The sequence below is a fragment of the Lentzea sp. genome (assembly GCF_035525475.1).
Taxonomy (GTDB): domain Bacteria; phylum Actinomycetota; class Actinomycetes; order Mycobacteriales; family Pseudonocardiaceae; genus Lentzea.
In genome coordinates, this window is sequence record NZ_DATLEC010000094.1 from 35,771 (window position 1) to 59,593 (window position 23,823).

At 69.5% G+C, this 23,823-nt stretch carries 27 protein-coding genes and 1 pseudogene; 14 read left to right on the forward strand and 14 right to left on the reverse strand.

Annotated elements, in window-relative coordinates; translation table 11 throughout:
- The first annotated feature begins 29 nt into the window (after positions 1-29).
- Positions 30-1,082 carry an alkene reductase gene (locus VM306_RS16860; RefSeq protein ID WP_325515936.1) on the forward strand — a complete coding sequence of 351 codons (1,053 nt, stop codon included), beginning with the start codon at positions 30-32 and terminating at the stop codon, positions 1,080-1,082.
- Here VM306_RS16860 and VM306_RS16865 read toward each other — a convergent pair.
- Positions 1,073-1,660, reverse strand: a complete 588-nt coding sequence (locus tag VM306_RS16865) for a TetR/AcrR family transcriptional regulator (protein ID WP_325515937.1) — start codon at positions 1,658-1,660, stop codon at positions 1,073-1,075. The two genes, VM306_RS16860 and VM306_RS16865, sit on opposite strands and share 10 nt — an antisense overlap.
- 94 nt (positions 1,661-1,754) lie before the next feature.
- Here VM306_RS16865 and VM306_RS16870 point away from each other — a divergent pair, with 94 nt between their 5' ends.
- Together VM306_RS16870 and VM306_RS16875 are read left to right on the forward strand one after the other, a co-directional pair.
- On the forward strand, positions 1,755-2,138 hold the full coding sequence (locus tag VM306_RS16870) for a nuclear transport factor 2 family protein (RefSeq protein WP_325515938.1): 384 nt from the start codon (positions 1,755-1,757) through the stop codon (positions 2,136-2,138).
- A complete protein-coding gene (locus VM306_RS16875; protein WP_414672396.1) occupies positions 2,135-2,935 on the forward strand; it encodes an ergot alkaloid biosynthesis protein in 801 nt (266 codons plus the stop codon). Before VM306_RS16870 ends, VM306_RS16875 begins: the two co-directional genes overlap by 4 nt.
- A gap of 9 nt (positions 2,936-2,944) precedes the next feature.
- Here the strand turns inward: VM306_RS16875 and VM306_RS16880 are convergent, their stop codons facing one another.
- The 5 genes from VM306_RS16880 to VM306_RS16900 form a co-directional block, all read right to left on the reverse strand.
- Positions 2,945-4,261 carry a hypothetical protein gene (locus VM306_RS16880; protein WP_325515940.1) on the reverse strand — a complete coding sequence of 439 codons (1,317 nt, stop codon included), beginning with the start codon at positions 4,259-4,261 and terminating at the stop codon, positions 2,945-2,947.
- 41 nt (positions 4,262-4,302) lie between these two features.
- Positions 4,303-5,787, reverse strand: coding sequence for a beta-xylosidase (locus VM306_RS16885; protein WP_325515941.1), 1,485 nt, complete (start codon positions 5,785-5,787; stop codon positions 4,303-4,305).
- A gap of 39 nt (positions 5,788-5,826) precedes the next feature.
- Positions 5,827-6,387, reverse strand: coding sequence for a hypothetical protein (locus tag VM306_RS16890; RefSeq protein WP_325515942.1), 561 nt, complete (start codon positions 6,385-6,387; stop codon positions 5,827-5,829).
- Positions 6,388-6,471: 84 nt separating this feature from the next.
- Positions 6,472-7,116: a response regulator transcription factor gene (locus VM306_RS16895; protein ID WP_325515943.1), complete on the reverse strand. Its 645-nt coding sequence runs from the start codon at positions 7,114-7,116 to the stop codon at positions 6,472-6,474.
- Complete coding sequence (locus VM306_RS16900) at positions 7,107-8,231, reverse strand: sensor histidine kinase (protein ID WP_325515944.1); 1,125 nt, start codon at positions 8,229-8,231, stop codon at positions 7,107-7,109. The genes VM306_RS16895 and VM306_RS16900 overlap by 10 nt, the downstream gene beginning before the upstream one ends.
- 162 nt (positions 8,232-8,393) lie before the next feature.
- Between VM306_RS16900 and VM306_RS16905 the strand changes: the two genes are divergently transcribed.
- The gene (locus VM306_RS16905) at positions 8,394-9,035 is read left to right on the forward strand and encodes a DedA family protein (RefSeq protein WP_325515945.1); all 642 of its coding nucleotides are present in this window, start codon (positions 8,394-8,396) and stop codon (positions 9,033-9,035) included.
- A gap of 334 nt (positions 9,036-9,369) precedes the next feature.
- Here VM306_RS16905 and katG read toward each other — a convergent pair whose 3' ends face one another.
- From katG to VM306_RS16920, 3 genes are all read right to left on the reverse strand, one after another.
- On the reverse strand, positions 9,370-11,601 hold the full coding sequence (gene katG, locus VM306_RS16910; RefSeq protein ID WP_325515946.1) for a catalase/peroxidase HPI: 2,232 nt from the start codon (positions 11,599-11,601) through the stop codon (positions 9,370-9,372).
- Positions 11,602-11,619: 18 nt separating this feature from the next.
- Entirely contained in the window at positions 11,620-12,054 is a 435-nt protein-coding gene (locus VM306_RS16915; RefSeq protein ID WP_325515947.1) for a Fur family transcriptional regulator, read from the reverse strand.
- Between the two features lie 66 nt (positions 12,055-12,120).
- Positions 12,121-13,515 (reverse strand): PLP-dependent aminotransferase family protein, encoded by a 1,395-nt coding sequence (locus tag VM306_RS16920; RefSeq protein ID WP_325515948.1) that lies wholly within the window; start codon positions 13,513-13,515, stop codon positions 12,121-12,123.
- 22 nt (positions 13,516-13,537) lie between these two features.
- Here VM306_RS16920 and VM306_RS16925 point away from each other — a divergent pair, with 22 nt between their 5' ends.
- From VM306_RS16925 to VM306_RS16935, 3 genes are read left to right on the forward strand one after another with little or no spacing between them, the layout of a single operon-like run.
- Complete coding sequence (locus tag VM306_RS16925; protein ID WP_325515949.1) at positions 13,538-14,419, forward strand: DMT family transporter; 882 nt, start codon at positions 13,538-13,540, stop codon at positions 14,417-14,419.
- Positions 14,420-14,469: 50 nt separating this feature from the next.
- A complete protein-coding gene (locus VM306_RS16930; protein ID WP_325515950.1) occupies positions 14,470-15,006 on the forward strand; it encodes a DUF6939 family protein in 537 nt (178 codons plus the stop codon).
- 39 nt (positions 15,007-15,045) lie between these two features.
- Positions 15,046-15,393, forward strand: a complete 348-nt coding sequence (locus tag VM306_RS16935) for an MmcQ/YjbR family DNA-binding protein (protein WP_325515951.1) — start codon at positions 15,046-15,048, stop codon at positions 15,391-15,393.
- Between the two features lie 90 nt (positions 15,394-15,483).
- Here VM306_RS16935 and VM306_RS16940 read toward each other — a convergent pair whose 3' ends face one another.
- The 4 genes from VM306_RS16940 to VM306_RS16955 all read right to left on the reverse strand — a co-directional run bounded on the left by VM306_RS16940 (position 15,484) and on the right by VM306_RS16955 (position 19,499).
- Positions 15,484-16,638 (reverse strand): hypothetical protein, encoded by a 1,155-nt coding sequence (locus VM306_RS16940; protein ID WP_325515952.1) that lies wholly within the window; start codon positions 16,636-16,638, stop codon positions 15,484-15,486.
- Positions 16,635-18,107 carry a WXG100 family type VII secretion target gene (locus VM306_RS16945; RefSeq protein WP_325515953.1) on the reverse strand — a complete coding sequence of 491 codons (1,473 nt, stop codon included), beginning with the start codon at positions 18,105-18,107 and terminating at the stop codon, positions 16,635-16,637. The genes VM306_RS16940 and VM306_RS16945 overlap by 4 nt, the downstream gene beginning before the upstream one ends.
- A gap of 7 nt (positions 18,108-18,114) precedes the next feature.
- Positions 18,115-18,630, reverse strand: a complete 516-nt coding sequence (locus tag VM306_RS16950; protein WP_325515954.1) for a YbaB/EbfC family nucleoid-associated protein — start codon at positions 18,628-18,630, stop codon at positions 18,115-18,117.
- A gap of 71 nt (positions 18,631-18,701) precedes the next feature.
- Positions 18,702-19,499 carry a tat pathway signal sequence gene (locus VM306_RS16955; RefSeq protein ID WP_325515955.1) on the reverse strand — a complete coding sequence of 266 codons (798 nt, stop codon included), beginning with the start codon at positions 19,497-19,499 and terminating at the stop codon, positions 18,702-18,704.
- Between the two features lie 196 nt (positions 19,500-19,695).
- Between VM306_RS16955 and VM306_RS16960 the strand changes: the two genes are divergently transcribed.
- Genes VM306_RS16960 through VM306_RS16975 form a run of 4 tightly spaced genes read left to right on the forward strand, consistent with a single transcriptional unit; the run spans position 19,696 to position 21,517 of the window.
- Positions 19,696-20,118: a hypothetical protein gene (locus VM306_RS16960; RefSeq protein ID WP_325515956.1), complete on the forward strand. Its 423-nt coding sequence runs from the start codon at positions 19,696-19,698 to the stop codon at positions 20,116-20,118.
- A gap of 53 nt (positions 20,119-20,171) precedes the next feature.
- Positions 20,172-20,336 (forward strand): helix-turn-helix transcriptional regulator, encoded by a 165-nt coding sequence (locus tag VM306_RS16965; protein ID WP_414672397.1) that lies wholly within the window; start codon positions 20,172-20,174, stop codon positions 20,334-20,336.
- Positions 20,333-21,277, forward strand: coding sequence for an NAD(P)-dependent alcohol dehydrogenase (locus tag VM306_RS16970; protein ID WP_325515958.1), 945 nt, complete (start codon positions 20,333-20,335; stop codon positions 21,275-21,277). Before VM306_RS16965 ends, VM306_RS16970 begins: the two co-directional genes overlap by 4 nt.
- A 15-nt stretch (positions 21,278-21,292) precedes the next feature.
- Positions 21,293-21,517 (forward strand): hypothetical protein, encoded by a 225-nt coding sequence (locus VM306_RS16975; protein WP_325515959.1) that lies wholly within the window; start codon positions 21,293-21,295, stop codon positions 21,515-21,517.
- A gap of 33 nt (positions 21,518-21,550) precedes the next feature.
- Here the strand turns inward: VM306_RS16975 and ribA are convergent, their stop codons facing one another.
- Entirely contained in the window at positions 21,551-22,183 is a 633-nt protein-coding gene (gene ribA / locus VM306_RS16980; RefSeq protein ID WP_325515960.1) for a GTP cyclohydrolase II, read from the reverse strand.
- A 92-nt stretch (positions 22,184-22,275) separates the two neighbouring features.
- Here ribA and VM306_RS16985 point away from each other — a divergent pair, with 92 nt between their 5' ends.
- The 3 genes and pseudogenes from VM306_RS16985 to VM306_RS16995 form a co-directional block, all read left to right on the forward strand.
- Positions 22,276-22,686: a 6-carboxytetrahydropterin synthase gene (locus VM306_RS16985; RefSeq protein WP_325515966.1), complete on the forward strand. Its 411-nt coding sequence runs from the start codon at positions 22,276-22,278 to the stop codon at positions 22,684-22,686.
- The gene (locus VM306_RS16990; RefSeq protein ID WP_414672395.1) at positions 22,640-23,635 is read left to right on the forward strand and encodes a glycosyltransferase family 4 protein; all 996 of its coding nucleotides are present in this window, start codon (positions 22,640-22,642) and stop codon (positions 23,633-23,635) included. Before VM306_RS16985 ends, VM306_RS16990 begins: the two co-directional genes overlap by 47 nt.
- Positions 23,632-23,823 (forward strand): annotated as a pseudogene (locus tag VM306_RS16995) (SAM-dependent methyltransferase); the annotation flags it as partial. The gene VM306_RS16990 and the pseudogene VM306_RS16995, both read left to right, overlap by 4 nt.

Consider the following 23,823-nt stretch of genomic DNA (forward strand, 5'->3'; position numbering starts at 1 on the left):
GTCAATGTCAGGTTTCTAGCCTAGCTCTCATGCTTCTCAGCAGTTACCGACTCGGAAACCTGACCCTCCCGAACCGCCTCGTCATGGCGCCGATGACCCGCTCACGGGCCGTGGACGGCAAACCGATCGCGGAGACGGCCACCTACTACGCCCAGCGTGCCACCGCCGGCCTCATCGTCACCGAAGGCGTGCAGCCCAACGCGGTCGGCCAGGCCGGTCCGTTCATGCCCGGTCTGCACACCGACGAGCAGGTTGAGGCCTGGCGCGTCGTCACGGACGCCGTGCACGTCAACGGTGGCCGGATCTTCGCCCAGCTCATGCACGGCGGCCGCATCGGCCACCCCGACGTCGCCGGGCACCACCCCGTCGGTCCGTCGGCGATCTCCTCCGGCACCGAGGTGTTCACCCCCACCGGTATGGCGCCGGCACCGGTTCCCCGCGCGCTCGAGACGGCGGAGGTCGCCGAGCAGGTCGCGGCATTCGCCGACGCGGCCCGCAGGGCGGTCGAGGCCGGATTCGACGGCGTGGAGCTGCACGGCGCCAACGGGTACCTGATCCAGCAGTTCCTGTCCTCCAGCGCCAACCAGCGCACCGACGGCTACGGCGGCTCGACCACCGGACGCATCCGGTTCGCCGTCGAGGCGGTCGAGGCCGTCGCGGACGCCATCGGACCGGAGCGCGTCGGCATCCGGCTCTCCCCCGGCGGCCAGATCCAGGGCATCGTCGAGGAGAACGTGCCCGTGCTCTACGGCGAGCTGCTGAAGGCGTTGCCGGACATCGCCTACATCCACGTCATGGTCACCGCGGACGACGAGGTGCTGATGGGGCTGCGCAAGGCGTGGCCCACCGCGTTCATCCTCAACCCCGGCGGCCAGATCGGTCCGGACGAGAGCACGCGCGAGCAGGGGGAGCGCTGGCTCGCCAACGGCGCCGACCTGATCAGCTACGGCCGCGCGTACCTCGCCAACCCCGACCTCGTCGAACGGTTCCGGCTCGGCCTGCCGCTCGCCGCCACTCCCGGCCGGGACACCTGGTTCCAGACGCCCAACGGGTACATCGACCACCCGAGCTATCAGCACTGAAGCGCGCGCAACAGGTGGTCGACGAGCCGTTCGAGGTAGTCGGGCTCGACCTCGGCGCGTCGCACCGACAGCCGCCAGTAGACCGGTGCAGCGACCAGGTCGAGCGCGATCTCGAGGTCGAGGTCCGGCGGTAGCTCGCCCCGGTCGACCGCCCGCTGCAACGTCACGGCGCCGAGTGCGCGGCGCGGTCCGCCGATGGTCCTGGCGATGGCCTCGGACAACGCCGGACTGCGGACCGCCTCGGCGGTGAGGTCGGGCAGGATCGTGGCGAACCGCGGGTGGGTGAGCCAGTCGTGCACCGCCGTGACCGTCGCGAGCAGGTCGCCGCGCAACGACCCGGTGTCCTCGACCTCGGCCAGTGGCACGGAGAACTCCGACAGCGCCGCGACCACCATCTCCTGTTTGGACGGCCACCGCCGGTAGAGCGCGCTCTTGCCGACCTCCGCGCGTTTGGCCACCGCCTCCATCGACAGCCGCCCGTAGCCGGTCTGTGCGAGCTCGTCGAGAACGGCCTCGGTGATCGCCTTCGTCACCTGCGGCTGCAGGACGGCGGCGCCGGTGGGGGTGCGCTTGGTCATGGCGCACATCATAGGACTGGACGAGACGGTCCCGTCCCGCCTAATGTTGTGGACGGGACGGGACCGTCTCGTCCATTTCTTTCGGAGGACATCCGTGGACCTCATCCCGAGGGCTTTGCAGCTGCTGCTCGACAAGGACATGATCGGTTTCGCCGGGCTGTGGGCGGAGGACGGCGTGGCGGAGTTCCCGTTCGCCCCGTCCGGCTGGCCCTCCCGGGTCGAAGGGCGCGCCGCGGTCGAGGACTACGTGCGCGACTACCCGAAGATGTACGACATCAAGGCCCTCCCCAAGCAGGTCGTCCACCAGACGACCAACCCGGACGTCGCCATCCTCGAGTTCGACGCCGAGGGCGTCGTGGTGGCGACGGGCGAGCCGTACCGGTACTCCTACATCGTGGTCATCGAGACCCGTGACGGTGAGATCGTGAGCTACCGGGACTACTGGAACCCGCTGAACCTGCACGAGTGGAAGTCGTGACCACGCTGGTCATCGGCGGCACGGGCACGACGGGCAGCCTGCTCGTCCCGCTGCTGCCCGACGCCGTGGTGGGCACCAGGAAACCGGTGCGGCCGGGCCAGGTCCGTTTCGACTGGGACGTGCCCGCGACGTTCGACGGCGCGTTGGACGGTGTGCAGAGCGTGTACCTCATCCCTCCGGTCGGGGTCGTGGACCCGGCACCGGTGGTCGAGTCGTTCCTCTCGCGGGCGCGGTCCGTGCGGCGGGTGGTGCTGCTGAGCTCGTCCGCGGTGCCGGAGAGCGCCACGGGAATGGGCGCTCTTCCCGCGCTCGTGCGCGCCATGCCGGAGTGGGCGGTGCTGCGGCCGTCGTGGTTCATGCAGAACTTCACCGGCGATCACCCGGTCGCGGCGGGGGTGCGGTCCGGTGAGATCGTCACGGCCACCGGTGACGGCAGGGTCGGGTTCATCGACGCCGCCGACATCGCCGCGGTGGCCGCGCGTGCGTTGACGGATCCGGTGCCGCACAACACCGATCACCTGATCACCGGTCCCGAGGCGCTCAGCTACGCCGACGCCGCCGCGATCATCACCGACCTCACCGGCCGTGCGGTCCGGCACCGTTCGGTGAGCACGGCCGAGATGACCGACCGGATCGCACTGGCCGTGCCGGCGGAGTTCGCCGCGCTGCTCGCCGGTCTCGACGAGGACATCCGCGGCGGTGCGGAGGACCGGGTCACCACGACCGTCGAGGACGTGACGGGCCGGCCCGCCCGGTCGTTCCGCGCCTTCTTCCAGGACCACCTCAGCCGGTCGTGAGACCGGGGCTCACCCCAGGTCGCCGCACGGAACGCTGAAGGACCAGTCCGCGGGCTCGTGCTCCAGCCGTGCCTCCGGTGCGCCCGCCGCGCACCCGGCACGCGCCTTCGCGACGCTCTCGTCCCACGGAACGCCCTTCAGCACCGGCGACGTCTCCTGCAGGTACCAGAAGATGCTCACCACCACGAAGAACATGACCAGGTAACGACTCCCGCCCACCACCGCGCGGGCCCAGGTGGGCGCCGGAGTCTGGTCGAGGCCTGCGAACATCGCGGTGAACAGGAACAGGCAGGGCGCGATGCTGTACCGCTGCCCGGCCATCACGACGCCGGGCTGCTGCGCCTGCAAGACCCCGGACCAGTTCAGCAGCAGGCACGCGAGGATGACGACCACGCTGAGCACGGCCGTCGTCAGGACGAGCGTCCGCCCTGCCCGGTTCCCGAACCTCAGCCCCGCCGCCATCGGCACGAGGGCGACGAGCAGCGCCGCGATGATCACGAAGTTGCCCATCGCGGGGTAGAGGTCGTCGAGCTTCTCGGACCCGGCGAACGCCACGACCGGCACCCGCAGCAGGCTCGCGAGCAGCACCTGCACCGGATCGGCCTCGTCGTGCGAGTACGCCGTCCTGGTCGAAAGGGCCACCGTCACGGCCTGCACGACCAGACCGCCGAGGAACGCGAGCGGCACTTCCTTGCGCGGAAGGAACAACCGCACGAGTGCGATCGGCGCCAGCACGAGCACCAGCGGGCCGGTCAGGGCGGCGAGGAGGACGAACAACGCGACCGGAACGCGCGGAGCGTTGCGCCACAACAACGCCCAGAAGACGCCGTAGAACAGGAACCAGTGCAGGTTCGACAGGTTGTCCAAGGTCTCGGAGTTGCCTGCGGGCAGCACGATCACCAGCGCTGCCAACGCGAACCGCAGCGGCGTCGACTCGATGTACGCCTTGGACCCGGCGAACGCGATCAGCGCGACCAGTGCCCGCAGTGCCGCGGCGGTGACGGCGAACACGGCGGCGGTCCACTCGATCGGCAGCACCGCGGCCACCTCGGCGACCAGGCGCGGCACCGTGTGCAGGTAGCCGTCGTACGGTTCGACCAGGTTGCGCAGTGCCGGGAACCGCAGCGCCTCGGCCGCGAACACGGCGCCGTCCTCGGCCCACAGGTGGTCGAGCCGGGCCCAGCCGGCGGGGATGAGCAGCAGGAACGCCATCGAACCGAGGAAAGCGGCCGCCATGCCGAACCACGCTCGTTCGTGCGGCGGCTCCGCGGGCAGCGGGATGACCCTCTCCGCCAACTCCGCCGAACGGTCGCCAGTAGTCGTCATCCGAGCCCCCAAGTCCGATTCGACACCGGGCACGCTACGGGTCAGCTCATCAGGCGTTCGTAGCGGTCCCACTGCTCCCTGGTCACGACGGTGACCTCCGAGGAGTTGGACTGCGCGACCTCGAGGGAGCTGATGACCACGAGCTTGTCGCCGACGAGCAGCCCCGCCAGTCCGTCCGGCCCGAGCACCGCGGGCGCGGCCGCCGGAACCCGCACCGCGACCTGGAACGAGTCGACGATCCTCGGCCGCCACGCGATCACACCGCGCGCGTACTTCGCCGCGGCCGACCCGCGTTCGAACCGCACGACCTTGCCTTTGACGACCACGTCGGCGGTCCGTTCGGGCGAGGGCACCGAGTAACCGTCGAGCACCTTCGCCTCGTCCGGCGTCGCACACCCGTTGAGGCCCAACGCGTCGATCCCGAAGTGGCGGATGTTCGTCGGGGCACCGGAATCGCTCGACGTGGCGCGAAGGACGTCGATGGCCACCTTGTCGCACGGACCCCCGGCGTGGACCGGCGCGTGCCCCTCCGGCGTGCGCACCAGACCGGGACCTTCCTTCCAGACACCGGGAATCACCACGGGCTCGTACGGGTGGCGGGTGAACTCCTTGTTCCAGAACGTGATGGTGGTGCCCTCGTCGGTGGAGTGGGCGATCGCGAACGCCGACGCCGCGTCGATCCACATCCAGTCCGCGCTGAACGCCTCGACGACGGACCGCGTGCGGGCCTCGTTGGTCTTCCGCACCGGCTTGAAGCCCTGCGGGCTCAACGTCTCGACACCCCTGGCGAACAGCGGGTCCTTCGACCGCAACACGTACTGCCCCGCGCCGTTCGTGGCCCCCGCGAACCCGGTGGTGTCCGTGAACAGCAGGTACACCCACCCGTCGAGGTAGATGGCCGACTGCTGGCCCGTGCCGTAGGTGTTCTCGCGGATGATGTCGCCGGACGATCCCAGAATCGCCTGACCACCGTTGGCCCGAGTCCAGCTGACGCCGTCCTTGCTGGTGGCGACACCGACGGAGCTGCCGTTGGCGTGGTCGTCCCTGCTGGCGCCCGTGTAGTACATGAAGTAGGTGTCGCCGATCTTGACCAGCGACGGGTCGCACGTGTGCATGGCGTCGAAGCTGCCGCCACTGCCCGAGAACACGGGATGAGCCGTGGTGAACGGTCCGTCAGCCGCAGGGCCCTCGCTGTAGAGGATGTCGTCCCCACTCGGCGCGGCGACGCCCATCTGACTGCACCACCAGGTGCGGACCTTGCCGCCCTCGGCCATCACGGCGGGCGCGTAGTTGTAGACCGCGTCACCGACCCCGGCGATCACCGTGCCGGCGCTCTGCCTGCCGTTCTCGACCGCGAGCTTGAGCTTGTCCCTGAGCGGCGGCGGCGCGTTCGTCTCCGCCGTCGGCGCCGGTTGCGAGGCGGGCTTGCCCACCGGGTCGCCGGCCGCTTCGCTGGTGCACGCCGTGACCGCGCCGAGGAGCGCGAGCGCAGCGAGTAACGCGAGAGGTCGGCGTCTCAGGGGCACCCGACCATCATAATGATCAACTCCTCCGTCCGGGTGAAGTCACTCCGCGACTTCGGATTCATTGCGGGTCAATGGGTTCCGCTGTGCGGTCAACTCGCCGGTGGGTGCTCGCGCACCGCGCACCTGCGGCGGAACCAGGCGAGGAACCGTTCCGGGTCGCCGTCCTGCCGGAGCGCGGACGCCGCGCCGGTCAGCGGGAACATCGCGGCGTGCGTGCGCGCCCGTTCGTATGATGCGGGCCGGACGCGCTTGACCAGCGGCCAGCCGAAGCCGGCGAAGGCGGCCGCGTCCAGCGCGGGGTCGCCGATCGCGTTCGTCTTGGGTGAGCAGCGGGAACACGCGTTCGCTGATCGAGCCGGCGACTCGTGCTTGTCCCGCGTGCCGCGGTGGTTCGTCCAGCAGCGCAGCAGGTTCGGTATCCGGCTCGACGTCGGCCAACGCGTCATGGACCTCGCAGACGGCCTCGTCGCTCGCGGTCTCCGCTTGTTCGGTCTCCGACTGTTCGCCCGGCAGGTACGAGATTTCGCCCGGCGGGTACGGGATGACGACGTGAGCTTCACCTAGCGGCAGGCCGAGCCGGTCCTCGATGATTTCCGGCACAGTGAACGGCACACCGAGCCGCCCGATCCGTTCGAGCGCCCTTGCGTGCCTCCGCGCCGGGTGTGCGGAGCAGGTCGTCGATCATCAGCTGCCCAGGTAGCGGACGACGGCCAGCACGCGCCGGCTCAGGCCCGCCTCGCCGCTGAGACCGAGCTTGTCGAAGATCGCGTTGATGTGCTTCTCGGTGGAGCTCAGCGAGACGTGCAGGGACTCGGAGATGCGGGTGTTCGTGAGGCCCTGCGCCATCAGTTCGAGAACGGTCTTCTCCCGCGCCGTCAGGGTTTCGAGCGGGTCGACGTGGGAGGTCCTGGTGAGCAGGCGGCGGACGACCTCCGGGTCGAACGCCGCGCCGCCCGCCGCGACGCGGTCGAGGGCCTCCAGGAACTCGTCGACCTGGGCGACCCTGTCCTTGAGCAGGTAGCCGACCTTGCCGCCGGTGCCGGTGATCAGTTCGGTGGCGTAGCGGTTCTCGATGTACTGCGACAGCACCAGGACGCTGACGTCCGGCCACCGCTCGCGGATCTGCAGGGCGGCGCGCATGCCGTCGTCCTTGTGGCCGGGCGGCATGCGGACGTCGGTGACCACGATGTCCGGCTGGTGCTGTTCGGTGGCCCTGAGCAGTTCCGGGGCGGTGCCGACGGCGGCCACCACGTCGTGGCCCTCCTCGGCCAGCAGGCGGACCAGGCCCTCGCGCAGCAGCGTCGAGTCCTCGGCCAGGATCACGCGCACGGCACCCTCGCGAAGATCCTGGTGGGACCGCCGGGCGGGCTGGTCACCTCGAAGTCGCCGTCCACCGCCTTGACCCTCCTGGCGAGCCCCGACAGCCCGCTGCCAGCGGGGTCGGCGCCGCCGATGCCGTCGTCCCACACCATGATCGAGATCTGGTCCTTCGCCGGCCACATCGAGATCTCGACGACCGACGGGCCCGCGTGCTTGGCCGCGTTGGTGACGGCCTCGGACACCACGAAGTAGATCACCGTCTCCAGCGCGGTGCCCGGTGACGACTCCAGCTCGTTGTTGATCTCGACCCGCACGCTCGACCGCTCGGCCAGCACCTCGAGCGCCGCGTCCAGCCCCGCGTCGTCGAGCACGGCGGGGTAGACCCGCGTCGCCACCTCCCGCAGTTCGTCGATGGCCTCGCCCGCGGTGTCGTGCGCCTGCCGCAACAACGCCTGGAGCTGCTCCTCGCCCTGGGTGCGCCGAGCCCGCCCGATCAACATGCCGAGCGCGACGAGCCGCTGCTGGACACCGTCGTGCAGATCCCGCTCGATCCGCCGCCGCTCGTCGTCGATGGCCTCGATGACCTCGGCCCGAGTGCTCGTCAACTCCGCAACCCGTTGCCGCAGCAGCGTTTGCTGACTCCGGCCGAGCATCGTCGTGGCGAGCCACCGGTCGAGCACCGCCACCCCGCTGACACCGGCGAGCGCGCCGAAGATGAGCAATGTCCCCGGCACCGCCGCCACGAGGATCAGCTGCGTGTCGACGACGTCGCCGTCTTTCACCAGCCCCCACTCGCCGTCGAAGAGCCACGCGGTGACCATCGACAACGCCGTGACGAGGTACAGCATCAACATCAGCAGCACGCCGGCGCCCAATCCGGCCACGAGCCACCGCACGCCGAGATAGCGCCGGCACCGCCGAGGCGTCAACGGATCAGCGTCGGCCGCATCGCCGTACCGGGCGATCCGGAACAGCTCGACCTCGGTCATCCTGACAACGCCGAACCCGAGCACCGCCGCCCCCAGCCCGGGCACCGCGGTGAACGTCCCCACCAACACCCCGTAGAGCGTCCGGAACCACCTCCGCACCAACGCCCCGGCGCTGAGCTGCTCATCCTGGTGCACAACCGCCACCGTAACGGCCCTCCGGCACCCCGGCATTGCGGTTTACCGTAATCCCGGACTGCGGTTTCCCCCAGGATTCTCGACGGGTTACCTCATGGTCCGGGCCCTTCCTTCTTCTTAGCGTTGACCTCGACCTTTTGTCCCGTCATCGAGGGGGAACCAATGCTGGCCGAGTGGGCGGTAGACCTGATGGAATCGCTGGGAGGCGTGGGCGCGGCCGTGGTCGTGGGCCTCGACAACCTGTTCCCGCCGATCCCGAGCGAACTGGTGCTGCCGCTGGCGGGCTTCTCCGCGAGCAAAGGCGTCTTCAGCCTGCCCGCAGCCCTGTTCTGGACCACTCTCGGCTCAGTGGCAGGCGCCGTCATCGTCTATTTCGCGGGCATGCTCCTGGGCCGCGCCAGAACCCGAAACCTGGTGGCCCGCATCCCGCTGGTCAGGGTGTCCGACTTCGACAAGACCGAAGCCTGGTTCACCCGCCACGGCACCAAAGCCGTGTTCTTGGGAAGGATGGTCCCGCTCTTCCGCAGCTTCATCTCACTGCCCGCAGGCGTCGAACGCATGAACTTCCCGAAGTTCCTGATCCTCACCACACTGGGCAGCCTGATCTGGAACAGCTTATTCGTGGGCGCGGGCTACGCACTCGGCGAGAACTGGCACCGCGTCGAGTCCTATGCCGGCGTCTTCCAGAAGCTGGTGCTGGCAGCGGTCGCCATCGCCATTGCGCTCTTCGTCGTGACCAGGCTGCGCCAGCGCTCGAAGGGAGACCCGGAAGCCACAGCGGTCCTGCCACGCGTCAGGCGATAACGCAACACCGTTGACCGCCGCGCACGACAAAACGCGATGCCGACGGAAAACGGCCCGGCGCGGTACTTGCCGGTACGCCCCGAAGTGGCGATGCGAAGCGAGCCGGACAGCCCCATGAACCGCCGGGAAGCGGTGTACCCCAATCGCTGTCGACGCGAAGCGGCGATGAACCCCACCGCGTCGACACTGCCTGAGCAACCACGCTGGAACGCGACCCGCTCGGCGAAGGTGACCCCTCCGCTGGAACGCCACCCGGCTAACGCAACAAGACCCGCAACGCAAAAAAGCACCCCCAGGCCAAGTAGGCCTGGGGGCACCCGAAAACAAGTCGAACTCAGACGTCGTACCGGTCGGCGTTCATGACCTTGTTCCAAGCGGAGACGAAGTCCACCACGAACTTCTCCGAAGCGTCGTCGCTGGCATAAACCTCAGTAACAGCGCGAAGCTCGGAGTTGGACCCGAACACCAGGTCGTTGCGGGTGGCCGTCCACCGGACAGCACCGGAGGCGCGGTCACGCCCCTCGAAGTTCTCCTGGTCCTCGGTGACCGACTTCCACTCCGTCTCCATGTCGAGGAGGTTGATGAAGAAGTCGTTGGTCAGCGTCTCCGGCTTGGCGGTCAGCACACCGGCCGTGGAACCGCCGTGGTTGGCGCCCAGCACGCGCAGGCCACCGACCAGCACGGTCATCTCCGGGGCCGACAGGCCGAGCAGGTTGGCCCTGTCGATCAGCAGGTACTCCGAGGGCAGCGGGGTCGCCTTGCCGCCGAAGTTGCGGAAGCCGTCGACGACGGGCTCCAGGACGGCGAACGACTCGGCGTCGGTCTGCTCCTGCGTCGTGTCGACCCGGCCGGCGAGGAACGGCACCTCGACGTCGTGGCCGGCTGCCTTGGCGGCCTGCTCGATCGCCGCGGCGCCGCCGAGGACGATCAGGTCGGCCAGCGAGACCTTCTTGCCGCCGGTCGCGGAGCTGTTGAACGCCTCCTGCACGCCTTCCAGCGTGCGCAGGACCTGGGCGAGCTGGTCGGGCTCGTTGACCTCCCAGCCGCGCTGCGGCTCGAGGCGGATGCGGGCACCGTTGGCGCCACCGCGCTTGTCGCTCTGGCGGAACGACGAGGCCGAGGCCCACGCGGTCTTGACCAGCTGCGAGACCGAGAGACCGGTCTCCAGGATCTTGGCCTTCAGCGAGGCCACGTCCTCGGCGGAGATCAGCTCGTGGTCACGGGCCGGGAGGGGGTCCTGCCAGATCAGCTCCTCCTGCGGCACCAGCGGGCCGAGGTAGCGCTGGATCGGGCCCATGTCGCGGTGGGTCAGCTTGAACCACGCGCGGGAGAACGCCTCGGCGAACGCCTCCGGGTTCTCCAGGAAGCGGCGCGAGATCGGCTCGTAGATCGGGTCGAAGCGCAGCGCCAGGTCCGTGGTCAGCATCATCGGCGTGCGGTTGAGCGTGCCGTCCTCGGGGTCCGGCACCGTGTTGGCGCCCTCGCCGTTCTTCGGCTTCCACTGGTGGGCGCCGGCGGGGGACTTGGTGAGCTCCCACTCGAAGCCGAACAGGTTCTGGAAGAACAGGTTCGTCCACTGGGTCGGCTTCTGGGTCCAGGTGACCTCGAGGCCGGAGGTGATGGCGTCACGGCCCTTGCCGGTGCCGTGCGTGCTGATCCAGCCGAAGCCCTGCGTGTCCATGAGCGAGCCCTCGGGCTCCGCGCCGACCAGCGACGGGTCGCCGGCGCCGTGCGCCTTGCCGAAGGTGTGGCCGCCGGCGATGAGCGCGACGGTCTCCTCGTCGTTCATGCCCATGCGGCCGAACGTCTCGCGGATGTCGCGGGCGGAGGCCAGCGGGTCCGGGTTGCCGTTCGGGCCCTCGGGGTTGACGTAGATGAGGCCCATCTGGACGGCCGCGAGCGGGGACTCCAGCTCGCGCTCACCGCTGTAGCGGGTGTCGCCGCCGAGCCACTCGGTCTCGGGGCCCCAGTAGACGTCCTCGTCCGGCTCCCACACGTCGTTGCGGCCGCCGGCGAAGCCGAAGGTCTCGAAGCCCATGGTCTCCAGGGCGCGGTTGCCCGTGAAGATCATCAGGTCGGCCCAGGAGACCCTGCGGCCCCACTTCTTCTTGACCGGCCACAGCAGACGGCGGGCCTTGTCCAGGTTGCCGTTGTCCGGCCAGCTGTTCAGCGGGGCGAAGCGCTGCATGCCCGCTCCGGCGCCACCGCGGCCGTCGTACGTGCGGTACGTGCCCGCGCTGTGCCACGCCATGCGGATCATGAACGGGCCGTAGTGCCCGAAGTCCGCCGGCCACCAGTCCTTCGACTCGGTGAGCACGGCGTCGACGTCGCGCGCCAGCTCGTCCAGGTCGACGGTCAGGAACTCCTTGCCGTAGTCGAAGTCACCACCTAAGGGGTTGGCCTGGACCGGGTGCTTGCGGAGGATCCGCAGGTTGAGCTGCTTGGGCCACCAGTCACGGTTGCCGCCTCCCTCCGTGGGGTGGCTGCGGCGGCCGTGGGCGACCGGGCAACCGCCGGCCTCCTCCTCGTTCAGGTCGCTCAGCTTGGCGTCAGTGCTGTCGGACACAGAATTCCTTCCGGGTGTTCAAGAACTTTTCGCGGCGGTCGTGCACTCGGGGCAGGTGCCCCAGTAGATGACCTCGGCCTCGTCGATGACGAACCCGTGATCGTCGGATGCGTCCATGCACGGTGCGTGGCCGACGACGCAGTCGACGTCGGCGATGGCACCGCAGGATCTGCAGACGATGTGGTGGTGGTTGTCCCCGACACGGGCCTCGTACCGCGCGACCGAGCCCTGGGGCTCGATGCGGCGCAGCAGACCGGCTCCTGTCAACGCGCGGAGCACGTCGTAAACGGCCTGGTGGGAGACCGCGCCGAGGTTCTGACGCACGACACCGATGATCGAGTCGGTGTCGGCGTGCGGATGGGTGTGCACCGCGGACAGCACAGCTATCCGGGGAGCCGTCACCCGCAGGGACGCTCCACGCAACATGCGCTCGAAGTCGGAAGCCGTGGGCACGACACCTACCCTGCCGTCTTTTCTGGAATGAGTCAAGTTAATGAATGATGCAAATCACTCGGCCGGTCATCGCCGCACGGCGGACATCGCGCCTGCCAGTCGCCGGACGCCCTCGACGAGCACGTGCTCAGGTGCTCCGCCGTAGGTCAAACGGAGAAAACCGCCCGGCGGTTCAGCGGCGAACCAAGCCCGTCCCGGGAACACGACGACGTCACGTGCCGCGGCTGCCGTCGTCAGTTCCAGGTCGTCGACGCCGTCCGGCAGCTCCGCCCACAGGTGCAGGCCGCCCGACGACCTCGCGACCCCGAGTTCCGGCAGGTGCTCGCCGACGGCGCGTGCCAGAGCGTCGCGCCGGGCCCTCAAGGACTGCTGGAGCGTGCGCAGGTGGCGACGCCAGGCGGGGGACGTCACGAAGTCGATCGCCGCCTCCTGCAGCGGTCCCGCGACGTACAGGTCCTGGCGCGACCGGGTGTTCTTCAGCCGGGTGCCCGCCGGTCCGCGTGCCCCGATCACGGCGACGCGCAGGCCCGGTGCGGCCACCTTGGTCAGCGAGCGGACGTAGACGACGTGGCCGTCGGTGTCCTGCGAGGCGAGCGTCGGCGGCGCGGTGCCGTCGATCGTGAAGCCGCGCGCCCAGTCGTCCTCGACGAGGAACGCGCCGACGCCGCGCACGATCCGCATGACCTCGGCGCGGCGCTCGTCGGACAGCACGGCGCCGTGCGGGTTCGCGTGCAGCGGCTGGCAGTAGAAGAGCTTCGCGCCCGTCCGTTCGAACGCGGCCTGCAGCAGGTCCGGCCGCACCCCGTCCTGGTCCGCCGGCACCGGGACGACCTTGAGCCCCGCGTCGCGCGCGGCGGCGATCGCGCCGAGGTAGGTGGGCGACTCGACGAGCACGGCGTCACCGCGGTCGCCGAGCCCGCGGAACACGGTCGCGAGCGCTTCCTGAGCGCCTGCGCACACCGTCATGTCGCCGCCCCTGAGCTCGCCGCCCGCCTCCTTCGCGAACCACGCGCGCAGCTCCTCCTTGCCCTCGACCGGTACGCGTCCCCACGCGGCGGGCCGGCGCGCGGCCCTGATGAGCGCGGCGCCGAGCGCCTCGGTCGGTTGCAGATCTGGGTCGAGGTACCCGCTGGTCAACGGGATGGCCTCGGGCTTCGGCACCGCGAGGAGGTTCGCCACCAGCTCCTCGCCCGGCCTGCCCTCGCCGAGCGCGACGGCCTGCCACGACAGGTCGTGGGCGGAGGTCGTCGTGCGCGGGGCGACGAAGCTGCCCCGGCCCGGCCGCACCTCGACGAGCCCTTCGGCGGCGACGCGCTGGATGGCCTGCTGCACCGTCGCGGGTGAGGCCCGATGCCGTGCCATCAGGTCGCGCACCGAGGGCATGCGGTCTCCCGCGCGACCCGCACGTGCTGTCGCTCTCAGCTCCTCGATAACGCGGACGGCTGCGTTATCCTCATTCATGAGAGTCAAGAGTAACGTTATCGTGCCAGCGGGGGTAACACTCGGCGCGCTGGGCGTGCTGGGGTTCAGCTTCTCGCTCCCGGCGACCCGCCTGGCAGTGGCCGGACTCGACCCGTGGTTCGTCGCGTTCGGACGCGCGCTCGTCGCCGGTGTCCTCGCGATCGCCTACCTGGCGTTATCACGTGCGCCGCTCCCGTCGGCAACGCAGGTGCGCCGCCTGGTCGTCGTCGCCGTGGGCATCGTGATCGGCTTTCCGCTCTTCACGTCCCTGGCCCTCACCACCCAGACTTCGGCCCACGGCGCCGTGGTGATCGCCGTGCTGCCCATGTCCACGGCGATCTGGGCGGTGCTGCGCGCCTCCGAACGCCCGCCGCTCGCGTTCTGGCTCTCCAGCGGCGCGGGCCTGCTCGCGGTCCTCGCGTTCGTGGCCACCGGTGGCGGTTTCTCCGGCTCGCTCGGTACCGCCGACGTCTACCTGCTCATCGCGGTCGTGTTGTGCGGCCTGGGATACGCCGAAGGTGGCGCGCTCTCCCGTGAACTGGGCGGCGCGCGGACCGTGTGCTGGGCACTGGTCGTCTCGCTGCCCGTGACCATTCCGATTTCCTTGTACACAGCGGACTTCTCGCGCTCCACGCCCGTGGTATGGGCCAGTTTCGCCTACGTGGCACTGATCTCGATGTTTCTCGGCTTCTTCGCCTGGTACGCGGGCCTGGCGGCGGGTGGGGTGGCCAAGATCGGTCAAATCCAGCTGGCGCAACCGATTCTGACCCTCATGTGGTCGGCGCTGGTCCTCGGTGAACCGGTCGGCTGGCCGGCTCTCGCGACCGCCGCGGTCGTGCTCGTGTGTGTGGTGCTGACCCAACGGAACCGTGTCACAGCGCCGACAGCGCAACCCGTGCGCTGACCCTGCGCTGACCCTCAAGAATTGTCAGACCCTCCTGCCATCCTCGAACCATGCCGATCGAGGTGGCGAGCAAGCGCCGCAAGGTGCAGCGTCCGGACGCGGTGGTCATCGACGTGACCTCCCGCGGTCCCGACCCGTGGGTGCGGTTCAGCCCGTTCTACCCGCACGGCGACATTCCGGTCCCGCTGTCGCCGGGTGTCACGAGCGCGTCCGTCGAGGGCCTCTGGCAGGCGTTGAAGGTCTTCGAGAACGCCGACGTCGACCCGTCGAAGCTGGGCGTGACGTCGATGAAGGGCCTCAAGCGCACGGTCCGGCGCTTCGGCCCGGTCCGCGGCCACCGCGCGGGCCTGGCGAGCGACCGCCTGCTCGACTACCGCACAGCCCGGCAGGAGATCTACTCACCCGCCTACCGCTGGGTTCTGGAGAACCGTCTGCGGGACGAGCTCGCACGGCTGCACGAGCTGGCCGAGTCGTCCGACGTCGTGCTGCTCGACTACACGACGAACGGCGACGTCGAAGACCTGAGAACGCCGCTGTCCCACGCGGCGCTGATAGCCGAACACCTGAGGAGGCCGTTGAGGATTTGACCGATTTATACTGCGTGCCTTCGGCTTTGGGGGTCGGTAGTGGCGACATCGGACAGACAGCTCTTCAAGATCGTGGACGCGCTCGCCGAGGTGAAGCGCTCCTCCGGTCAGCAGTACGACACGTTCCGCGTGCGGGGCAAGGTGTTCGGCTACTACTGGCCGCGCACGCGGACGGTCGGCCTGAAGCAGACGCTGTCCGAGCAGCTGGCGCTCGTGGCGGAACGGCCCGACGTGTTCGAGGTGCAGTTCACGGCGGGCGGGTTCGGCTGGGTGGTCGTGCACCTGGAGGGCGTCGACGCCGACGAGCTCCGGGAGCTGGTGTTCGAGGCGTGGCGGCTCTCGGCGCCGGAAGAGCTCGTCGCCCAGGTGCCGGACCTCGCGCGATGACGAGGTGGCGCGAAGGTCGACACCGCGCCGACGCGCTGCTCAACGCCGAGATGGTGGGCATGTAGGTCGGTTCGGTGCGTGCGGACCGGGTCAGGGCCTGCGCAGGGCCAGCGACGAGCCGTCCGCGAACGTCAGCCTGACCACCGGTCGCGCCGGCAGGCTCTGGCCGGCGTACGCGTTCTCCATCGACCGCACGGCGCCGCGCGGGATCTCCGCGAACGTCGTGAACACGCTGGAGGGCTTGGCCTCGAACAGGTGCGTCGGGTAGACGACGGCCACGCGCTGGTCGCTCACCGCGAGTCGTGCGTTGCCGCGGCTGAAGGCGAAGTGGTCTGCCAGCTGGACCGCCGCGCACGACGCCGCGGGGGCCTCGACCCAGTAGCCGAGCGTCGGGTCGTCGATCCAGTCCGGCGGTGACGGCGGCGCAGGCAGGGGCCACCGGAGCTTGTCCAGCTCCAGCGCGGGCATCGGGCCGGCTGGGGTCCAGGGGACGTGCAGGGTGCCGCCGACGACGCCGCCCACGTAGCCCACGATCGGGGGCAGGCCGAGCACCAGGTGTTCGCCGGGACGCAGCCAGAACTCGGTCAGCTCGCGGACGACCACGTCGTCGTCGGCCGGGGCGGGGGAGTCCAGCAGGAACTCGACGCCCGAGCCGTCGGTGAACGTCACCCTGCCCGGTTCGGCCGCGGCGATCTGTGCGCGCGGGAACTCGAGGACGACCTCGAAGGCGGGTGCGGTCACGGGTTCGCCCTCGACGTGCTCGCCGTACTTCTTGCGGGTGTCGGCGAGGATCTTGCCGACCTCCCTGCCGAACCCGATCGCCTTGCCCAGGAACGACTTCGAGGTCTCGGCCGGGGCAGCGGCGGCGCGCTCGGCGACCACCAGCCGCTCCGAGGTCAACGCCCACAGGCGCTCGACGCGCTTGCCCGGTTCGAACCGCGACAGAGCGGAAGCGGCAGAAGAGCGCGGGGAAGGGCCGAAGACCAGGTGGTCGGCGGCGGGGGCCTTGTCGTCGCCGGTGTCGCCACCGCCGCCGAGCACGGTCAGGGCCAGGTCGCCGACCCCCCGGCCCATCGCAGACACACCGCGCGTGAACAGGGAACGGCCCGGCGCGCCGAGCTGGTCGAGGCCGTCCACGGCGTAGTAGAACGTCTGCCGGTACATCGCCCAGACCAGGTGCTCACCCGCCCGGCAGAGCTGCTGCCGGGCGATGTGGCCGGGGCCGAGAGGCGCCGAGAAGATCACTCGTACTCGAATCCCCGGTTCACGGCGTCAGCACGCTCCTCGTCGGAGGACGGGTCCTGACCCTTGTTGTAGCCGTACTTGATGCCCTGCTCGACGGCGATGCCGGGAGCGTTCTCCATGACGCCGTTGGTGATGGCGGTCGGCACGTGCGAGGTGCCGCTCAGGCCCGCCATGCGCAGACCGGCCTCGGTGAGGTTCGTCGTCAACGCGTCGGAGCCCTGGCCGTCGACGCCGAACCGGCCGGCGAAGCGGTTGCCCGTCTTGGACGCCATCGTCGCCGGGTCCGCCTTGGTGACGATCTTGGCCAGCGGGTTGGCGTCGATCTTGCGCATGACCCACTTCTCGGCCATGTTGCCCTCGCGCAGGCCCTCCGCCTTCTCGACGAGCTTCTTCAACGGTCCCTTGCGCAGCGCCTGCAGCAGGTCCTCGAGCTTGTCGATCAACGGCTTGAGCTTGCCCAGCAGCTGCTTGACCTTCATGCCCAGGCGCGCCATCGTGCCGCCGACCTGGGCGGTGGTGGTGACGCCCGCGGCGGCCATCGAGGCGCCCGCGGTGATCCACGAGGCGGCCAGCGCGGCCAGCCACTCGATGATCAGGCCCATGACCAGCTCTTGCAGGATGTCGATGCAGATCTCGACGAACGCGTCGAAGAGGTCGGCGGCGAGCTCCAGCATCTGCTGCAGACCGCGGATCTCGTTCGCGAACGCCTCGGCGCCCACGCCGAACTCGTCCATCTGCTTGCGGAACTTGTCCGCCGCCTCGCCGGTCCACGGCTGCGACGTCGCGGTGGCGCGGTTCTTCTCGTGCTCACCCGCCTGCTGCACCCAGTCGGCGACCTTGCCCCAGCCGGTGCCGGTGCTGCGCATCTGCTCGGGGTCGCCGATCGCGGGTTCGAGCACGAGCTCGACGATCGGGCTGATCACGATGCCGATGAGGAAGCCGAGGCCGTTGTCGATGAACGACTGGCCGGGGCTCATCACGAACTGCAGCTGCTCCATGCGGGCGTTGACCGCGGCGATCGCCACGTCCGGCGGGCTCGAAGCCCGCGAGATGTCGCCGCTCGTGCTCGCCCACGAGCTGCCGTAGCCGGCGTTCTGCTCGAAGTCGCCCTTGCGGTTGGCGTCGCCCGCGCTGGTGAGGTCTCCCAGCGAGCCGGGGCCGCCACCGGAGCCGAACTTCTGCAGCCCCTGGTGGATCGCGTCCTCGACGTCGCGGTAGGTCTGGGCGGTCTGCTCGGTGCGTTCCGCCACGCCCTCCAGGAAGCCCTTGGCCTTGGTGGCCATGTCCTGGCATTCCTTCAAGCCCTCAAAGTACTTGAACGCGAGCAGCTCGCCGAGCGGGCCGAAGCAGTCGTCGCTCACGCGTGCCTGGTCGAGCAGGGTCGCCAGCTGTCCGAAGTGGCCTGCGGCCTCCGCCGAACCGTGGCTGTGCGCCGTGAGCGCACCGCCCTGCACCTGGAATCCCGTCATGCCCCCATCACCTCAGGATCGAGTTGCCGCCGAAGTCGTCGTCATCTGAGACCGGCGCGGGCCTCGGACGGTTCCCCGGTGCGGGCCTCGACACAGGAGGAGGTGGCATGTGCCGCGGCGGCATCGGCGGCTGCACCTGCTGGGGCGGCATCGGCTGCTGGGGCGGCGTGTCCGGCATCACCACGCCCGAGTGCGCGTTGAACGCGTCCTTGAAGCGCTCGGCCTGGTCGCCCAGGACCGGCGCCACGGTGTCCTGCAGCACCTGCGCGGCCTGCTGCGTCGCCGCGCGGATCGTCGCGAGGATCTCCTGCTGCAGCTGCGTGTGGCTGTACTTCATCGCGGTGGGGCTGAGCTGCAGCCCCAGCACCGCGCCCGACGGCGCGACGGTGACGGTCACCGAGCCGTCGGCGCTGCGGGCCTGCCCGCGCAGGTCCGAGATCTTGTCCTTGAGCTGGCCCGCCTTCGCGGCCTGCTCCTGGAACGCGCGGATCTTCTCCTCCAGCTGTGCCCTTCTGTCCGGCACGGCGACCCCTTCCCCAGTTCCCTGCAAGGTCGTCACCACGCTAGCAACCGGAGCAGGCACGCCTGCGGCGATCAGCGGAAGAGGAGGCGCGTGATCTCCGTGTCGGTGGCGCGGCCCTCGTCGTAGCCGCCCTCGCCCTTGAGGTTGTTCATGATCGCGATCGTGTACCGCTCGTCCGGTCCGATGAACCCGACCGAGTTCATCACCCAGCCGCCGTCCTCCTCCGACCAGCCGTTCTTCGTGCCGGAGTCCGGTCCCCAGACGCCCCACTGCTGCTCGGGACCGACGTCGCGCATCTGGCCGACGATGTACGCGCGGTCCTCGGCGGGCACCTCGTCCAGGACGTAGTTGATCAAACGGTCGAGGTCGTTCGTCGTGCACTTCTCGAAGCCCCAGTAGGGGAATGCGGTGGTATATCCCTTTTGGGCGGTCAGCTCCGTCATGCCGTACCTGCCGAACGCCGCGTTGAACGTCGTGCCGTTGTAGCGCTTCCAGAGCGTGTCCGCCGCGTCGTCGTCGGAGCTGTGCAGCATCGCGGTCATCAGCCTGCGGTCGTCGGCGGTCAGCTTGATCTTGCCGGCGCGGTGGCGCTCCAGGAGGTTCACGACCATCGCCAGCTTGATCGTCGACGCGGTCCACGTCATGTCGGCCGCGTTGCTGTTGCGCCAGGTCGCTCCGGCCTTGCGGTCGCGCAGCACGATGCCGACGGTGCCCGGCCTGGTCTCCGCGTACGCCTGGGCCGCCTTGATGCGCTTCTGGAAGTCGCACTCGAACCCGCTGTCGGGCATCGGGCACAGATCGGGCACGCGTGGTGCTGCGGCCGGGGTGTGCTGCTGCGTGCGGGCGTTGGCGGGAGGTTCCGCTGTCACGGCATGACCGCACGCCGTGAGCGCAAGCGTGCACGCAACAAGGATCGGACGGAGCATGGGCCGCACGCTAATGGGTCCGATCGGAGGTAGTCGACCGCCATACGGCCTCCGCGCGATCATGTAAAAGATGTTTGACATGGTGTCCGGTTCGCTTTACTTTAGTGATGTCAGGTTTCTTTGACATCGGGAGCGGGACGTGGCGTTCGAAGAGAAGCGCGCGTGGGCTTTGGGCTTGATCGCCGTGCTCGGTTACGCCGTGTACGCGGTGGTCGTCCTGAGCCGGACGGACGGGCGGCCGCTGACGGAGGTGCCCTACATCGGCGCGGCGCTGTGGACGATAGGGCTCGGGATCGTCGCCGGCATCGTCTCGGGCGTCTGGTTCGGCATCGCCGCGAGCAACGAGGGGTTGCAGGTCGACGAACGGGACCGCGAGATCGGCCGGTTCGGCGACCACGTCGGCCAGTCGTTCGTCGTCATCGGCGGTGTGTCCGCGATGGCGCTGGCGATGGCGGAGGCGGCGCACTTCTGGATCGCCAACGTGCTCTACCTGTGCTTCGTGCTGTCCGCGGTGCTCGGTTCGGCGGCGAAGGTCGTGGCCTACCGGCGGGGGATGCCGTGAAGCCGACGAAGGTCACGAACTCCATCCGCGCGCTGCGGTTCGCGCACGGCGAGATGAAGCAGGCCGATCTCGCCGCCGCCATCGGCGTGACGCGCCAGACGCTGATCGCCATCGAGCAGGGCAGGTACTCGCCCTCGCTGGAGGTGGCGTTCAAGATCGCCCGCGTGTTCCAGGTGTCGCTCGAAGAGGTGTTCCAGTACCCGGAGGAGGACGAGTGAAGGCTCTCGTGCAGCGAAGATACGGATCGGCGGTGCTCGGTGACCTGGAGGTGCCTGTGCCAGGGCAGGGCGAGGTTCTGCTGGAGGTGCGGTCGGCGGGCGTCGACATGGGCACCTGGCACCTGCTCGAAGGGAAGCCGTACCTGGTGCGGTTCCTCGGGTTCGGGTTCCGCGGACCGAAGTCGCCGGTCCCCGGACGCGACGTCTCCGGGGTGGTGAAGGAGATCGGCCCCGGTGTCACCGGCTTCTCGCCGGGCGACGAGGTGTTCGGCACGTGTGAGGGGTCGTTCGCCGAGTACACCGTCGCGCACGTCTCACGGCTGGCGCGCAAGCCCGCGACCATCTCGTTCGCCGAGGCGGCCGCGGTGCCGATCTCGGGCGGGACCGCCTTGCAGGGCCTGCGCGGAGTGCAGGCAGGACAACGTGTTCTGGTGCTCGGCGCCGGTGGTGGCGTCGGGTCGTACGGCGTGCAGATCGCGAAAGCCCTTGGCGCGCACGTGACCGGCGTGTGCAGCACGCCGAAGGTGGAGCTGGTGCGGTCGCTGGGTGCCGACGAGGTCGTCGACTACACGGTCGCGGACTTCACCGGCACCTACGACCTCGTCCTGGACTGCGGCGGGAACCGGTCGTTGTCCCGGTTGCGCAAGGCCTTGACGCCGCGCGGCACGCTGGTGCTGGTCGGTGCCGAGACCGGGGGATCGCTGACGGGCGGGTTCGAACGGGCGCTGGGCGCGGCGGCGTTGAACCTGTTCGTGTCGCAGAAGCTCGTGATGCTCATGTCGACCGAACGCGGCGAGGTCTTCGACGAGCTGCGCGTGCTGATCGAGGCCGGCCACGTGCGACCGGCGGTGGACAGGGAGTTCCCGCTGTCCGAAGGGCTCGACGCGATCGAGCACGTCTACTCGCGACGGTCGCGGGGCAAGGTCGTCGTCACGATCTGACCCAAGGCGTGCGCGGTGACGCCGTGGGGGTTGCCCGCCGCGATCCCGCCATCGGTGCCGGAGACGGCGCACGCACCGTGTCCGGTGAACTGGCAGTCGTCGACCGCCGTGCCGGCACCGCTGCTCCAGCACGGACCGGTCGCGGTCGCCGAGGTCGAAGACCTCGGCGATGACCGTGACAGGACCGGCGAGCGTTCGCTCACCGTCGAAGGCACGCCCCGCTCACAGCGCCGGCATTGAGGGTCTGCGCGCCACATCCTGGGAAAGCGATGGTCAGCGGGCGTGCGGAAGGGTGAAGGACTCGACCTGCGGCAGGTCGTGACCGAGCCGGTCGCGCTTCGCCTTCAGGTACGCGATGTTGTGCGCGTTGGGCGCCATGAGCAACGGCACGCGCGAGGCGACCGCGATCCCGTTGTCCTCCAACGCCGCGATCTTGTCGGGGTTGTTGGACATCAGCCGCACGGACTGCACGCGCAGGTGCTTCAGAACCCGCGCCGCGGGCGTGTAGTCGCGCACGTCCACGGGCAACCCCAGGGACGTGGCGGAGTCCAACGTGTCCATGCCGGCGTCCTGCAGCACGTGCGTGCGAACCTTTGCCACCAAACCGATTCCGCGGCCTTCGTGGCCCCGCAGGTAGATGAGGATCCCGTTGCCCTCACGCACGATCGCGGATAACGCCGCGTCGAGCTGCTCGCCGCACTCGCACCGCATGGCGCCGAAGATGTCGCCGGTCATGCACTCGGAGTGGATGCGCACCAGCACGTTCTCGCGCAGCTTCGTCTTGCCGTAGACGAGGGCCATGTGCTCGTGACCGTCCGCGCGGAACGCGACCGCGCGGAACGTGCCGCGGCGGGTCACCAGGTCGGACTCCGCCACGTCGTCTTCGGTGAAGGTCTGTTCGAACATCCCGGTCCCCTCGTCACCAAGCGCCTTCCGAGCGTGCAGCTACGCTCGGATGCGAGATCGCACCGTAACCCGACCGCACTGCGGAGGTCATCCTGTTCAGCATCACCGTCCGCGATCACGTGATGATCGCCCACAGCTTCCGCGGCGAGGTCTTCGGTCCGGCACAACGTCTGCATGGAGCAACGTTCCTGGTGGACGCAACGTTCAAACGTGCCGAACTCGACGCCGACAACATCGTCGTCGACATCGGACTCGCGACGCAGGAGCTGAACAAGGTCCTGGCGGCGTTCAACTACCGCAACCTGGACGAGGAACCGCAGTTCGCGGGCATCAACACCTCGACGGAGTGGCTCGCGAAGCACATCGCGGACCAGCTCGCGGAGAAGATCTCCGAGGGTGCTCTGGGCGAGGGCGCGCACGGCATCGATGGGATCACCGTCACACTCCACGAGTCCCATGTGGCGTGGGCGAGCTACGAACGTGCGCTTCGTCCTTCCCGCTGACGCCGGCGATCCGGCCAGTCCCAGCGGCGGCAACGTCTACGACCTGCGTGTGAGCGCGGGCATGGAGCGTCTGCCCGTCGCTGGTGACTGGCCGCGTCCGCACGACGCCGGTGTGGTGGAGCAAGCGCTTGCGGGCATCCCGGACGGCGAGGTCGTCCTCCTCGACGGCCTGGTCGCCTGTGGACTGCCCGAGGTCGTCGTCCCGCACGCGCGACGGCTGAGGCTCGCCGTGCTCGTGCACCTGCCGCTGGCCGACGAGACCGGGCTCGACCCGGCGACGGCCCGGTTCCTCGACCAGTGCGAACGCCAGGTCCTGCGGGCCGTGAGCGCGGTGGTCGCGACCAGCCCGACGGCCGCGCGGGACATCAGGGTCCGGCACGGGCTCGCGAACGTCCACGTCGTCGTTCCCGGCACCGATCCGGCGCCGGTCGCCACGGGCACCGACGGTGTGCACAACCTGCTCTGCGTCGCGTCCATCACACCCCGCAAAGGCCATGACGTGCTGGTCAGGGTCTTGCGGCGGATCAACGCCGACTGGCGGCTGACGTGCGTGGGCCCGCACCGGCCGTTCCTCGCGCAGCTCCCGCCGGACGAGCGCGTGAGCTTCCAGGGCCCGCTCGTCGGCGAGGCCCTGAACAGCGCTTATGCCCGTGCCGACCTGTTCGTGCTGGCATCCCGGGCCGAGACCTGGGGCATGGTCGTCACCGAGGCGCTCGCCCGCGGTCTGCCGGTCATCGCGAGCGCGGTTCCCGACGCGCTCGGCGACGGCGGGGTGCTCGTCCCCGCCGGGGACGAAGGTGCCCTCGAAGCCGCGCTGACCTGCTGGTTCCAGGACCAGAAGTTCCGGGACGGGCTGAGGGTCAGGGCGCGGGTCCGGCGGGCCTCTCTGTCCACTTGGGACGAGTCCACAGAGGATCTGCGGAGGGTGCTGGCTAGTCTGCGGCCATGACCTTCGCCCCGGAATGGCTGGCACTGCGGGAGATCGCCGACGCACAGGCGCGCTCGACCGAGCTCGTGGAGATCGTCCGCGAAACTCTGGTGAACCGAACCCCCCTGACGATCCGTGACCTGGGGTGTGGAACGGGATCGATGGGACGATGGCTCGCCGGGAGGCTCGGCGGCGTGCAGCACTGGGTG